The organism is Desulforapulum autotrophicum HRM2, assembly GCF_000020365.1.
Lineage (GTDB): Bacteria > Desulfobacterota > Desulfobacteria > Desulfobacterales > Desulfobacteraceae > Desulforapulum > Desulforapulum autotrophicum.
Map to the genome: position 1 here is coordinate 837,545 of NC_012108.1, position 15,422 is coordinate 852,966.

At 47.1% G+C, this 15,422-nt stretch carries 6 protein-coding genes; 5 read left to right on the plus strand and 1 reads right to left on the minus strand.

All coding sequences use genetic code 11. The features are described 5' to 3' along the window. Positions 1 to 8 precede the first annotated feature (8 nt). Positions 9 to 1,505 (minus strand): sigma-54 interaction domain-containing protein, encoded by a 1,497-nt coding sequence (locus tag HRM2_RS03660; protein WP_012663108.1) that lies wholly within the window; start codon positions 1,503 to 1,505, stop codon positions 9 to 11. A gap of 211 nt (positions 1,506 to 1,716) precedes the next feature. On the opposite strand from HRM2_RS03660, the gene HRM2_RS03665 reads away from it, so the two are divergent. The 5 genes from HRM2_RS03665 (at position 1,717) to HRM2_RS03685 (ending at position 15,400) form a co-directional block, all read left to right on the plus strand. Then, positions 1,717 to 3,369: a BCCT family transporter gene (locus HRM2_RS03665; protein WP_012663109.1), complete on the plus strand. Its 1,653-nt coding sequence runs from the start codon at positions 1,717 to 1,719 to the stop codon at positions 3,367 to 3,369. A 630-nt stretch (positions 3,370 to 3,999) separates the two neighbouring features. Further along, on the plus strand, positions 4,000 to 7,758 hold the full coding sequence (locus tag HRM2_RS03670; protein WP_012663110.1) for a DUF7379 domain-containing protein: 3,759 nt from the start codon (positions 4,000 to 4,002) through the stop codon (positions 7,756 to 7,758). A gap of 194 nt (positions 7,759 to 7,952) precedes the next feature. After that, complete coding sequence (locus HRM2_RS03675) at positions 7,953 to 10,964, plus strand: PAS domain S-box protein (RefSeq protein ID WP_187149325.1); 3,012 nt, start codon at positions 7,953 to 7,955, stop codon at positions 10,962 to 10,964. Continuing rightward, positions 10,961 to 12,508 (plus strand): CHAT domain-containing protein, encoded by a 1,548-nt coding sequence (locus tag HRM2_RS03680; protein ID WP_012663112.1) that lies wholly within the window; start codon positions 10,961 to 10,963, stop codon positions 12,506 to 12,508. The genes HRM2_RS03675 and HRM2_RS03680 overlap by 4 nt, the downstream gene beginning before the upstream one ends. 72 nt (positions 12,509 to 12,580) lie before the next feature. Beyond that, positions 12,581 to 15,400, plus strand: a complete 2,820-nt coding sequence (locus tag HRM2_RS03685; protein ID WP_012663113.1) for a caspase family protein — start codon at positions 12,581 to 12,583, stop codon at positions 15,398 to 15,400. Positions 15,401 to 15,422: the final 22 nt, after the last annotated feature.

Below are 15,422 nucleotides of genomic sequence, written 5' to 3' on the forward strand. Positions count from 1 at the left end.
TGTGGGGGTCAGGGTTTTGGGTCGCGGATAAAATCAATACGGCGGACTTTTAATTTTTTAAGCTTGTAATGGAGAAGTTGCCGGGAAATGCCCAGGGTTATAGCGGCCTGGGTTACATTCCCGTTGGCCTGGTGCAATGCCTTTTTTATCGCTGTTTCCTCCTGTTGCTTCTGGGCCTGAATAAAGTTTTCCGCCACCAGGGGCGCAGTGTCGTTGACCGACGGCACTAAACGGGCGCCCAGGGCATTGAATAAAACGGTTTCCGGGTCGTAACAGGCAGGATCCATCTTTTCCAGTCCGTCCAGGCCTGGCCCAAAATGCTGCATTCCTATGACCCCTTCCTGGCCGACCATGTTCATGGCACCCTCAATCAAATGCTCCAGTTCCCTTATATTTCCTGGCCACTGGTAGGCATGGAATAATTCCATCACCTCTTTGGAAATTGTTTTTACATTGGTGCCCAGGCGGGTGTTGTATTTTTTTATGAAATGGCCCACCAGTTCTCCCATGCTGTCCAGTCTCTGGCTCAAAGGGGGGATTTTGATTATGACCACTCCCAGCCGGTAATAGAGGTCTGTTCTCAGTTTCTTTTCACTGATGGAGGTTCTTGGATTCTGGTTTACGGATGAAATGATTTTGACATCCACCTGGATTTCCTTTGAGGAACCCAGCCGCCGGACCCGCTTGTCCTGGAGGACCCGGAGAAGCTTGGCCTGAAGGTTAACGGGCATGGCCAGAAGTTCATCCAGAAAAATCGTACTGCCGTGGGCCATTTCAAACAGGCCGGGTTTGTCCAGTGCACCGGTGAAAGCCCCCTTTCTGGTGCCGAAAAGCATGCCTTCCAGAAGATCGTGGGGAATGGCAGCACAGTTGATGGCTATAAATTTCTTTTCCCGTCTTGGGCCATGGTTGTGGATGGATTGGGCAAAAAGTTCTTTGCCTGTGCCAGTTTCCCCCTGAATCATGATGGGGGAGGGAGAATCTGCTGCTCTCTGTGCAATGCTGATTATCTCTTTCAGCTGGTGGCTGGAACCGATGATGTCCGTGAACCTGAACCGGGTGCCGTTGCCAACGTTCGTGTGAAAGAAGTCCCGGGAAGGCATGGGTGTGGATCTGCGCAGCAGTTCGTAATCCTTTACAAAGCAGATGGCACCGTTAATCTGTCCCTTTGTATAAAGGGGGTAACACGAGGTAATGCTGTTGATCACCTTGCCTGAACAGGTGCGGTAAAAAAAGGTTTTGTTTTTAAGCGAGGCTTTGTGGGTAATGCATTGCATGACCATGGAGGTTCTGCAGTTCAACTCGTAGATGTCGGTAACGTTCCTACCCATGGCATCGTCCAATGGGATGTCGTCAATTTTGGACTGGGCCTTGTTGTAAAAAAGAATGATTCCGTTCAGGTCTGTAATGATGACCCCGTCATCCAGCCGGTCCAATACCGAAAGAAAATCAATACGGTCCATATCCAGTATGGCAGGGGCAGATGAATTGTGCTGTATAGCCATGGCAATATCCTTAATAAAAACAGGTCCGTGAGATTAAGGGGTTATAGCATAGGAGCACTCTTGATTCAACTATGGACAATTTAAAGGTCATTGTTGCCGGATTTGCTTGCCCCATGCAGACCATTGGTCGGCTTTTGGCGTTGTCGGCATACCTTTTGCTTATAGTCCTGGTGTTCAAAATTATACGATAACCTAACATAAGGAGAGATGAATGACTATTCCCCCACCAATGACTACTCTTAGAATTTCCCTCGCGCAAAACGGATTTTACAAGGGGTTTAATCGAATCGCGACCATTGGATCCAAAGTCATTGTTGCTCTTTTGGTGTTATGGGCCGCAGTCTTTTCCGACCAGGCAGGGGTTGTTCTATTGAAAATCCGTGGCTGGTCCTTTGAAGCCTTTGGGCCGTGGTATATTTATTCCATGGCATTTTTTGTCATCCTGTGTCTGGTGCTGGCAGCCTTTCCCGCAATGGGTAAAGTTCGGCTGGGCGGTATGGACGCCATACCTGAGTTCAGTACGTTCTCATGGTTTTCCATGATGTTCGGGGCAGGCATCGGCATTGGGCTGCTCACCTTTTCAACGGCCGAGCCCCTTTATCATTTTGTCAGCAATCCTGATACCATCATCGGTGCTGTGGCACCCGGAACACAGGAGACCCTCCGTTCGGTTTTTAAATGGTCGTTTTTTCACTGGGGGCTTTCAGTCTGGGGATGCTATGGACTTGTGGGGCTTACCCTTGCCTTTTTTGCCTATAACCGGAATCTACCCCTGACGATTCGTTCGGGCCTTACCCCTTTGTTTGGCAGGAAACTTGAGGGGGCCCTGGGTGATGTCGTGGATATCACGGCTGTCATTGCCACCATCCTCGGTATTGCCGTTACAATCGGACTCGGTATTGCGCAATTTTCCTCTGGAATGCACCTGGTGATCGGTGCTGACTGGATGGTGAACGCTGAAGGCGCACCAACAAATTCAGCCATGCTCATTTGTTTGTTTTTAATCATGGCCGGGTCCATACTCTCTGCCGCTTCAGGTGTGGGCAAAGGGATTAAATGGCTTTCGAACCTGAATATGGTGCTTTCGCTGGCACTACTGGCGTTTTTTCTGATATTTGGTTCGCCAGTCGTGGCCATAAAATCATTGTTTCTGGGCATTATGGACTATATTATCAACTTTCCTGTCCAGGCTCTGACCTACTGGCCGAATGCCGATGTGGAACCTGCTGCAACCCTCTACAAATGGCAATCGCTCGAGTGGACTGTTTTTTATTGGGCATGGTGGATTTCCTTTGCCCCCTTTGTCGGACTGTTTTTTGCCAGAATCTCCAGGGGGAGAACCATCCGTGAATATGTCATGGGAACCATGGTGGTACCGGCACTCATGTGTTTTATCTGGTTTGCCTTTGTCGGTGGAACATCCATTGGTCTTGAACTGTCAGGCAAGGCCGGAGGCGCCATTCTAAATGCCGGTCAGGAATCGCAACTCTTTGCCACCCTTAAAGTGATGCTGACTCCAGGTGCGGCAAAGGCCATGACCCTGATGGTCGTTGTCCTTTTAATGACCTACCTTATAACTTCGGCGGACTCAGGCATTTTGATTATCAACACCATATTATCCGGTGGGGATGATCAGAAAAAAGGGAAAAGGCATATCTTTTTCTGGGGAACAACCATTGCGATGGTCATTGCAGTCCTGCTCCTGGCTGGCGGCCTTGATGCCATGAAATCGGCCATGCTGCTGGGGGCGCTGCCTTTTTCCCTTATTATGGTTCTCATGGGTTTTGCCCTGATAAAAGCATTGATCCGGGACAATCTTCGAAAAAGAACCGATACGGGAGTATCCGATCCTGCCTTTAAATGACGACACTCCATTGCATGGTGCAGCACGAGAAAGCCATTGTTTTGAATAATCCCTAAAAGTTGCAGCACCCTTTGGCCGGATATGCAAGGCGCCGGACATGCCGCTGTAGTCGTCTATTGCAAATGTCCGGGAACGCAGCAGATCAGGTCAAAGGGTGTTCCCGGAGGGTTCGCTCAAAATAAATTACCGATTTTGAGGGTTAAGTCGCCTGCCCTGCAAGTCGTGAAAATGCAGCCGACCTACTGGGGCTTTGGTGCAACGCGGTAGGTGGGACAAAGAGCAAGGGAATTCGGTCTTTTTATAAAATTTGCGGTCCTTTGCCTTTTAGCTGGACTTTGCAGACCATTATATTATAAAATCATTCTAATCATGTGACTATTTTTTCTTTGTATGCCTTTGCAATTTCGCCGCTGCCTGATCTGTCAGATTTAGATGCAGACCCTCTTTGAGCCAGAATCCAGCCATTGAAAAAGGTGATTTGGCTTTTTTGCTTTGTGTGACTTCATCGTGCTCGGATGCCTGCTTCGGGTGCTCTTCTCTTGTTCGTGTGCATTCGAAATTTTCATAAAATATGTCCCATGGCTTTCTTGATCATGGGCCTATAACCAGACAAATGGAGAATAGGTGCCAATGAAAAGAATCACTCGTTCCGCTGGAAAGATTATTTTTATCCTTCCTGATACCGCATCTGATCTGAATGACGTCTCTCTTCCTGGTAAACAACGGCTTAGGGGTCTGGAAACAAAAACGGATTCTGTTAACCAGGAGCTTGAAACGCTGCTGACTGCGTTGACAGAAACGAAACCGCAGGATCTTGCAGAACAAGACTACCATATACTGGATGGTTTCAGCCTTGATCTGGGTGAACAGGATCAACAGACAAAGCGGCGTGGTGTATCTGCCAAACCAGATGAAATGGAAATAAACGTCACCCTGGAACCTGATGAGGGTGCGATTCTGCTGCTTGAGCAGGAGGGCACCTACGAATGGCATTTTGCTGGAAAGACAGCTTTGCACAGGGGGCCGAAACAACGTGGAAGAACAGGTGGTGTCTATCAGAAAACAGCTTTATTTCGAATTCCTGTTGGCGATGGTATCGCCCCCAGACAGCGAGGTAGCAGCCGCGTCCACCGCGGCCCGGTTACTAATTTTATTAAAGGAAAAATTAAAGGTTTTATCCTCAAGTTCGCGGTAAAAAAAGCTGTTGGCGCACTATCCAAACGCCTTGAAAAAGGAGTTGAACCAGGCCCTGTCATTATTACTTCCCATGAAGATACCAATGGTTGGTACCATAAAGAAGATTTTTTAAGCGTGGAACTACCCCACGATAGACCAGCCAGAATACTGTTGCTGGTACATGGTACGTTCAGTAGCACAATTGGCAGTTATGGCGCTCTGACAGAGCAGCCGGCGGGGCGTCGTTTTCTTGGCTTGGCACTTGATCAGTATGACGCAATTCTTGGTTACGACCACTACACTCTTGCTGAAACACCCGCACAGAATGCTGAAAATTTATTCGACGAGCTGCTTAAATTATTAGAAAAATCAAAAGGTATTGAGATAGACGCTATTTCTTTTAGTCGGGGGGGACTTGTTTACCGGTATCTTACCGAACAGATCGTTCCTTTTGAAAAGACTCAATTGGCCTTTCGAAAAGCTATTTTTGTTGCGTGTACCAATGGGGGGACTGAACTTGCCAACGATGAAAACTGGAAATATCTGGTGGATTCTTATACAAATATACTGGCAGGAGCCAGTCGCCTGCTTGGCAAACTTCCCAATGCCAAACTTCCCATGGTGATTTTCAGGCAGTCCGTCAAGACCATTGGCAGTTTAGTTAAATATATGGCACAGGATGCAGTCCAGGATAATGCTGTCCCTGGACTGTCTGCCATGGAACCAGGGGGGCAGTTTGTGACGGCTATTAATACCAGGCCTTTAACTCGGACCCGCCCTGGGGCAAGTTCTTACTATGCAATCGGCTCTGACTTTGAACCGGATAAGGCCACATACCGTGGTGAATTAGGGAAACGCCTGGTCATCAAGGTGGCTGACGGTTTGGTCGACAGGCTGATGGGTGAAGCAAATGACCTTGTTGTGGATACGGACTCAATGTTTGTAATTGACCCGGTATGTTCCGCAAAACTTCTGGAAAAACTCCCATTTGGTAAAAATGGTGAGATATACCATACTGTCTATTTCAGCCAGCCCCAGGTTGCCCGTCAATGTTCACAGTGGCTGGGCCTGATTCAGACAAACCGGGCAGTCGCCAAAAATGCCCCACGTAGTTGGTGGAAAGAAGCGGTGAGTGATGATTTCCAGATTGTTCCAGGACAACTCAGTGTCAAGGAAGTGGAAAAAAACCTCGAGAATGACGATGCCCGTTTTGTTATCGTTGAACGCCCCTTTGAAGGTGAATTGCTCCATTATGGTATTCCACGAAAAATATTGAATGAGAGGATTGCCTCCCATCCCAACAAGGAAGATGCCCTTGTCGAAATACTGGATTTACATGAATATCATGCACGGGAAATTTCACTTGAAGATGCACTGGAGGTCGGGAATGCAAATGAACTGAGCAGCCGGTCTGGCCTGGAACTCGGAAGGTATGCTTCAGTCATTTTTGCCCATACCGGGCCGGTTGGTGTTGTTGCACCTCCCGAGATTTTATCTTCGGAAGAGCTGCAGAAGGAAGTAGATCTTCCTCAATTGAAAAGCCTTCCTCAGCCTGCCAGATCCAGTCAGAGAAACACTTCTCCCCAACGAGGTCTGGAGAGGACGGCCAGATCCATGTCGCGTGGTGCAACAAGAGGGGTTGTTCTCTCCACACCTGATCAACGTATGGAAGATCTATCAGCGCAACCACCAACAGTCTGGTGTAATGCACATGCAAACATGCCTGAAGAAGCTGTGATTGGTAAAAAGGCGACAGTCGAGGTGGTCTTAAGCCGGGATGAGATTATTCGACAAATTGGTGTTTCTGGCGGTGGAAACGTGCAGGTGGATAAGGCGCTGATCGTCCAGATTCTGGCACGCAGACATTGTATTACAAGTGGAGAATCACGCCTTGAAGTGCCTGTTCCTGCAAAGGGAGAAGAGACATTGCTGTTTTTTGATGTTATGCCTAAAAATGAGGGCGTCGGGGAAGTAAACGTCATTGTCCGCCAGGGAAATCGGCCAATTGCCAATCTTAAACTTTATCCGCGTTTTGTTGTCAAGGTGAGTGGTGAAATTGTCGAAGAGACCATCGCAGAAGCTGAGTTGACGCCTGTTGATGATCGTCCGGAACTGTCAAATGTCCTGTATATTCGTGAAGGTGAAATGGGGCTTAAACAGGTGCTTCATTTCCTTTTTGAATCACGTTCTCTCAATAAATTTGTCACATGTACTTCCCAACCCTTTGAAAATCAGGATGCGCGAAAGGAATATATTAAAAATCTGTATGAGGATCTGGAAAATTTCTGGGCCGATGATGAATTGGAATACAATACATTCATGCGTAAGCTGCAGGCACGTGGGGTAGAGATTTTTGATAAACTTATTCCGCTGGCCCTGAGAAAAGTACTCTGGGAAGAGCGGGAGAGCCTGGAGACAATTCAGGTTTTTTCAGATGAGCCTTTTATCCCATGGGAGCTTGCCTACCTGAAGGAACCGGGAAAAAAAGCGGTTCGGAACAGCTATTTTCTGGCGGAAAAAGGTCTGGTAAGATGGCTCGCAGAGGACGGTCAATTTCCTCCACAAAAGCTTCGCTTGCGTGACGGCAAAGCTTTATACGTCATTCCTGACTACCCGCCGGCTTCCGGCTATCAGCTGCCTGGGGCCCAGGCCGAAAAATTAATGCTGACCGAAGTTCTTTCGGCAAATGCCATCTCGCCTGTGAGCAGCGAGGTTTTAGACGCCATTGAGAAACCGGGCCGTTTTGATATCCTCCATTTTGCCTGCCATGGACTGGCAAATCCAAATTTAATCTGGGATTCCGGCCTGCTGATGGAAGGGAAAATGAAGAATGGTTCTTATCGGCAGGACAACCTGCTGTCTTCACAGGTTGAAGCATTTGCTGATTTGCAGGAACCTGATGAATCTTACGGCCCATTGGTCTTTCTTAACGCCTGCCAGGTTGGCAGGCAGGGATACAATATCGCCGGAACAGGTGGTTTTGCCAAGGCTTTTGTGAAAAGCGGAGCAGGTGCCTTTATCAGTACCCATTGGTCTGTAGGTGACAGTTCGGCCCTGGATTTTTCAAAAACACTCTATAAACAGCTTCTTGCAGGCAACAATATGATGACTGCCGTCGCAGCTGCACGAAAAGCGGCAAAGAATATGGAAGAGATGACCTGGCTGTCCTATGTGGTCTATGGTGACCCTTACGCAAAATTAATGAGGGAGTAGAACAAATGTTTTGGGCCCATGATCAAATCATGGGCCTTCTCCTTCAAGATAAATCTCTGATTTATACGAGGAGGTGCATATTGAGACTCGATCCCAGTGTGCCGGAAAAACATTCTGAAATCGTCAGATTTCTTGAAGATCAACGGGACAAAATTGTCTCTCTTTGGAAGGACTTTCTGGCCAGGGCCAGGGAGGTGAACAAATCCAGCACCGAATCTTTGCTTGCTGATGCCGGCGACCCCGATGATCTACTGTGCTGTCTCTTCGAATCAATTCTTAAAGGTTCTGCCACTGACGCTTCACTTGATCGTATTGTCAGCCGCTTGCGTCTGCCGGAATCTTCTCTTGCTGATTTTCTTTTAGAAAAGTCGTGTCTTTTGATGGCTATCAATATTGTTGTTAAAGACAATTCAGATTTGTTCGCCAATGGTCAGGAGGAACTTCTTCCCTGGCTGTATCTGCAGCAAATTACCGACCACATAATAAAAAAGACCGGCATTGTCTACGAACGGGTGGTGAAGCATGGTGGTCGAGCCTTTTGCCAGGTTGATGAGCATGGGGTGATCGTGTATGCCAATCCGAAAATGCTTCAGCTGGCCGGTCGGGAGGAATTGCTCAATCAGCCCCTATCCGCTTTGTTTGATGAGCAGGAACAGCGGATGATAAACGAATCTCTGGCTTTTCACGGTGAGAAATCTCCAAAATTAATGGTCCTCAATTTGCAGCGGGCCGATGGTGCCTGCGTCCCTGTGGGTACTGAGTTGGCGCCAATAATGATCTCGGGATGCCATCATGGCGGCTATGCCGGTATGGTAGATATTTCAGGGCCAATGGAGAGTACGATGCAGGTCATGGAACAGTCACCCCTGGGAATACTCAAGACCAATACCCACTACGAAATCATTTACGCCAACCCACGTGCCCATAAGATGTGTGGTCTCTCCGGCAATATGAAGGGAATCCCGGTTGAGAGTCTTTGTCCGGATAGGAAAAATCGTGAAATATTACAAAGTCAAATGAAAAAACGTTTCGAAAATGGAACAGCCAGTGAATATGAAATAGAAATTACACGAAGGGACAATGGTCAGCGAGTACCTGTGATGATAGCCGCAATGCCGGAGAGAAACATAAGAGGGCAAATTACGGGGAGTTTGGCAATACTCCGCAGTCTGGAGCTTGAATATGCGGCTGAGAAAATTAATTATCATATCGCGACCTGCAATGATACCAGGGACCTTTTGCAAAAATTTGTCGATGAAATAGCAAACGTTTGCCCATTTGATCTGGTCGTCATCTCTGCTTACAGTAAAAATCTGCATCATGTCCGATCTCTTTTCTGCTCGCCTGAACAGGAACAACGATTTAGATGGTGGGTGATGCCACCTGATTTGAAACGGTGGATTGAACATAGGGCAAGCGACGATATCTTTGATCTTGAAAATTTTCTTTCCCGTCCGGAATGGAAAGCATTAAAGGAAAATCCAGAAATAAGAAAGCTCCTCAAAGCAGAGTTGTATTCCATAATCCGCTGTCCCATATGGGACCGTGAAGAGGACCAAAGTTCCCGCCTCGTATCCGCGGTCACTTTTTTTCGACGGGGGAAAAAAGCCTTTACGGAAGAGGATAAGAAGCGTCTGAAGTCCTTACCCCTGGTTAAAACAATTCTTGCGACCCTCCACCTTGAAGAAAAGAGAAAACTTTCCTTTCGCTTCAAACTTATCAAGAAAATCTTTGCTGCCTGTGAAGATATGCACAAGGTTGCCAACCTGATCACCTCTGAACTGGTAGGCTTTTATGAATGGAATAATGTTTCAATCTTTAGAATAGATGAGCGGGACAGTGTTTATCGCTTCCATCTTTTAAGCCAAAAGGCTAAAGATGATGACCCAGACTACCTCCTTCCACCCCATTATAAACAACGATATGATCAGGGGGTGCTGAGTCATGTCTATCTGACCGGCAAGCCGATATTTACGGGCAATGTCAAAGAGGATAGGGATATCAAGGACTATTATCTGCAGGGATTTGAGAGTGAGAGTAATTCCGAACTCTGTGTGCCGATCATGGCCTATGGAAAAGTATTCTGGTTGTTGAATATCGAGGATCCCCTGGAAAATGCCTTTTCTTCGGATGAGGTGGAAGAACTGCAGGTTGTACTGGGGGAAATCGGTGTTATTCTCGAGAAGGCGTTTCAACATCATTTCCTGCGAGAGATCCTGCAATTGGCATCAGATGCAATCATTGTAATCGACAACGGGTGGAAGGTCAGACAGGTTAATCCTGCAGTGGAAAAACTGCTTGGCTATCCTGAGATGGAGATGATAAATTTTTCATTAGAAAAAATATTTGTTAATCAGGATGATTGGCAATGGTTGAAGAGGGGAGGGCAAATTTCTGGCCAGGAAATACAGTTGGGCCATAAAGACAGTACTGTCGTTGCTGTTTATGTTTCCACATTTGAATTACCCCAGGAGGTTGGTGGTGGATCGGTGCTGCTTGCCAGAGACCTCAGTCAGATTAAACGTCTTGAGGAACTTGATTATCTTGGCAAGCTTTATTACGAGATCGCCATTCAGACGAAAACCCCCCTTTCTCTTCTTTTTAAATGGATAAAACGTCTCCAGGGTGAGACTTCTCCGGCAGATCGCCAAGACACCCTGTCCAAGGCACTCAAACAGTTGCGCAAACTCACCCTCACCTATGACAGACTGGTACTCTATGATAAAAAAGAGGGATTAGTCCCATATCAGCCGTTACTTGCTGATATTGAAGAAATTCTTGAATTGCTGCCTGGGGAATTTCCAGATTCTGAGTGGCAAAAGGTCCTTGTCACTAAAGAACCTGATCTGCCGCTGCTGCGGGTAGATATTTTTCAGCTCACCTTTTGTCTTGAAACCATTATTTCCTATCTCCTGCGGGCTGCCAGTCAAGAGAGTCAGGTGACAATCAGCGTTGGCTACCATGACGGCACTATAACTATAAAATTGCGGGGCATCGTTCCTGAATTGCCAAGTACTGCTGCCGAAATTGGTACCCAGGCCAGTGCCCAACTCACTGAAACCATATCTGATATGGCTTTAGGAGATGCTGTTATTCGTACTTTTATCGAAAACCATGAAGGAGCGACCTATAAGAGGGAACGTCAAGGCGATGTGTGTGAATATTACATCGAATTCAAAGCTGAAAAGGAAAGGAGCTTGCTATGACTTTTGCCATTTTGGTCGTGATACAAGACTTGAATCTGCGAGATGAAATAACGCAAACCATCCAAGATTTTCTTGATACACAAGACCATGAGTCGGTAATCCACGGTGCAGGCAATGTTGAGGAAGCAAAATCAAATATGCAAATGAAGGGTGATGCAGGATATGATTTTCTGGTCTGTCATGTCCATATACCCGAAAACAGGAAAACTCCGGTTAATACGGCTGAAAAACGTGGTCTTCTTTTTTTGCAGGAACTCCGCAATGAAGGTACCGGTGTTCCCTGTGTTCTGATCGCCCTTGATAGCGAGGTTCATCGAGAGGTTCAACGCATGAAAAACGTTGAATTTATCGTAAACGGCACCGAGAGTATGTATGAAGATCTACAGGAATTGTGTCGCAGGTTTCTTCTTGAAGAAAGCCAGGGTCTGAAGGACCTGCCGAAAGGCAAGGTAAATATCTATCTTAAGCCAAAGGGAAATTTTATAGGTACCATGAGGGGCATAAATTTTAAATTTGATCCGTCTCCGGACTATTTTCAGATCGACATGAAAAAAATTACCACCCTCATTGACCAGTCTCACCATATCGAACAAGCAGATGACTGGAAGGACAAACTACATGCGATTGGCTATGAAATTCTGAAGGAACTTTTTGAACAAAATAGAGCTTTCCACGAAAAGTTCAACTATTTAAAAACGAAGGTTAGCGATGAAAAGAACATTACAATTCGTTTTGATGTTGAAGAAGATATCTATCCCCTGGTTCTTGAGGCGGTGTTAGATGAACGTAAAGACTATCGCATGTTGCAATCTCCTCTTTTTCGATCAGTAAAGATGGGTGACCCGATCGGTGGAAGTTCAGATATCCTTTTTGTCGACAATGTCAATGAACGGCCTTCGATTAACTGTCTGATCATCGCTGCCGATGCCGCCGGTGATGTGGTCGATAAAAACATCAACAATGGTAACAAAATTCATCTGCCTCCATTGCCGGAGGTATTGAATGAAACACATAGTATCTGTGATTATCTCCACATTAATAAGAAGAAATTCAAAATTAATCATGTGGATATGGTTGTGCCAAAGCAGAAATCTGACTTTTGGAACGACCTCAAGGAGTGTCTGACGGACAGGACATGGGATCTTATCCATTACGCAGGTCATTCCTATTTCGACCCTGTTTCCAAAACAGGTTATTTTTTCTACCCAGGCAAGGAAACCCCCATTCCTGTTAAAAGCGATAATTTCTGCCATACCCTTCGCTATAGGAACAAAACCCAAATGATCTATCTCAGCAGTTGTCAGAGTTCCGGTGCGGATTTTGTTCTGCGCCTTGCCCAGCAGCTGATCCCGGTTATCATTGGTTTTCGTTGGCCCATTGATGATGATAAGGCCACTGAGTATGCCATGCTTTTATATGAAAATCTTTTTGAGAAAAACAAGTCTTTACCGGATGCCTTTTTTGAAACTCGCAGAAAAGTAAATGAAAAATATTCTGACAACAGTATCTGGGCTGCAGCCATGCTGATCATCCAGGCCGGGTGAAAGAGCAGTCTAGGGTTAACAGCTTGAAGAAAGAATCTGTACGGCAATCAAATAGAAAAAAGGAGGAGCAACATGGCAAAGCCTTTCTATCCGTTGACGTTAGAAGAATTTACCGACCTGCTCGATCGTTTTCATTTCACCAGGAAAATAGATGCGGTTCACATGCATCACACCTGGCGTCCCAATCACAGCCAGTACAAGGGGGAGAGATCAATTGAAGGGATGTGGCGCTATCACACCCAGGAAAATGGCTGGAGCGATATTGCGCAGCATATCTCGATAGCTCCCGATGGGACGATCTGGACGGGACGGGACTGGAACGCCCAGCCGGTAAGTGCGAGGGGTTATAATGGCAACCGGGTCTCTGGACCTTTTATGTTTGAAATCATCGGTGATTTCGACAAGGGTTGCGATCCGTTTGAAGGGATCCAACGTGAAGTCGTTGTTGGAGTCATTGCCAGAGTGCAGAAAAAATTTGGTTTGGGTCTGGAAAGTTTGCGCTTTCATAATTCCATGACTGACCAGAAAACCTGCCCGGGCAGTGCCATTGTGTATGAAGATTTTCTCGCTGAAATAGCAGATGCCTTGGCCGCCTTGGATGCCCAGCCAGGGAATGGCAGACAGAAAAGATCAACCAGGAGTTCCCAGGAGGAGTCGCGCCTGGTAGAAATTCTGCAAACCTGGTCCTGCACCCGTGCACGTGGCAGTGATCCTGCTGATGCCGAGCCAGATGAATCGGAGATGACCTTTAAGCAGATTCGGATGATTACCGGGCTGGACGGCATAACCGTCCCTGTGCCTGGGGCTGGTGCAACCCGTGGAGGTGGTGGTGGCAAAAAGCTTTCTCCGGAGGAGCTGGACGCATTGCGCCCCCACGTCATCAATCTTAATCAAGGCCAATTTTCCAGTGAGGGAATTTTCCAAACCACTCAGGAAGATGTTGATGCAATTTTTGAGGAGCACATGGAACGCGCTTTGGCCAACGCCAAGGTCAATAACCAACCGTTGAAACTCTTGATCTGGGCGCACGGGGGGCTGGTTTCCGAAAGCGACGGTCTGTGGATTGCCCATTTGCAGGTGGAGTGGTGGAAGAAAAACAACATCTATCCAATTCATTTTGTCTGGGAAACGGGGTTTTTTGATGCGATCAGACAAATTCTCTCCGGTGCCAGGGGCATGGCGGCTGAAAGGGGTGTTTCCAGGGATTTTTGGGACTATACAACCGATCCAGCCATAGAGGCGCTTGCCCGTACGCTTGGCGGGGCAAAGATATGGTCGGCCATGAAAGAAAGCAGCCGTCTCGCCTCTGTTGACAGCGGTGGTGCGACCTATACTGCGAAAAAAGTAGCAGCGTTCTGTCAAAAACATCAAGGCAACGTAGAATTGTATGCAGTTGGGCATAGTGCTGGGTCAATTTTTCATTCCTGGTTCTTGCCCAGGGCTTTTGCCGAGGGTGTTCCTCCCTTTGCCGGCCTATATTTTCTTGCCCCGGCCATCCGGGTCGATGAATTCAAAGAACGACTTCTTGCTCATATCGGGAACAACATTTCTTATCTGACCATGTTTACCATGAAAAAAGATTGGGAGAAAGATGATTCGGTTGCAAAGATTTATCAAAAATCGCTTCTTTACTTAATCTATTATGCCCTGGAAAATAAGCGGAAAACATCAATCCTTGGGCTTGAAGAATCCTTGAGAAAAGATTCTGAGACAGCAAAACTTTTTGGTTTAAAGGGATGCGTCTCACACAAAGCTGAGATTGTCTGGTCGGTTTCCCAGACTGTGACAGGGAGCAGTGCAAGTACCTCAAAAACCCATGGTGGATTCGATAATGACCGTCCAACCATGAACAGTGTTGCCCGGCGCATTCTTGGCAGGAACAATATTATTGATTTCCCAGAAGAAGCCATTGGGCGTGGTTTTTTCGATTTCTGGGATAAACCCATTTGGATGCCACCTGAATTTGACTATTTATTCCGCCCGCCCATGGACCCCTGCAAGCCATCGCCTGCATCGGATGTGTCAACGACAGCAGATGCAGAAACGATAGTTGCGCCCGCTGACCTGACTGAACCTGCCAGTAACTATAAGGCGCTTTGTGTCGGTATTGACGATTATCCCACAGCGCCTCTCAATGGCTGTGTGGCTGACGCTGATGAATGGGGAGCAGCCCTGGGTGCGTTGGGATTTGAGGTGTCTTTTCTTAAGAATGCAGCAGCCACACGCGATGCAATTCTCGTTGGGTTAAGTGCATTAATATCAACCAGCAAATCAGGAGATGTTCTGGTTTTCCAGTTTTCAGGGCATGGGACCGAAGTTGACGATCTCGACGGAGATGAAGTGGACGGGACCAATGGGCCTAAAGATGAAGCACTGTGCCCCTATGATATTGCCGCAGGAGCCTTTGTCATCGATGATGATATCGCTGATGTTTTCGCAAATATACCCCAGGGTGTCAACGTGACCTGTTTTATTGACTGCTGTCATTCGGGATCAATCACCAGGGCCTTTATGACGAGGAAACCAGTAACCGGTGCAGGAGATGTAAGAGCGCGTTTCCTTCCAGCAACTCCGGAAATGATGGCAAAACACCGAGCATACAGGGAGCGTCTCGGCTCAGCTCGAACTGCCCCTGGGCGAAGGCCTGAAAATTTGAGAAATGTTCTTTTCTCAGCCTGTCTTGATTATCAAGTCGCCTATGAGTCGGCTGGGCATGGTGAATTCACTGTGCGTGCAACAAAAATTATTCGACTGGGGATTGATGGATGTACCAATGAAGATTTCCAAAAAAAGGTCACAAAGGCATTTGGTCCTGTCCCCAGGCAAAATCCTGCGCTGGATTGTGCGCCGCAGATGAGTCAGTTGTCTCTTTTGAAACCTTTAACGATATAGCGGAAAGTATTTGTCAACCAGC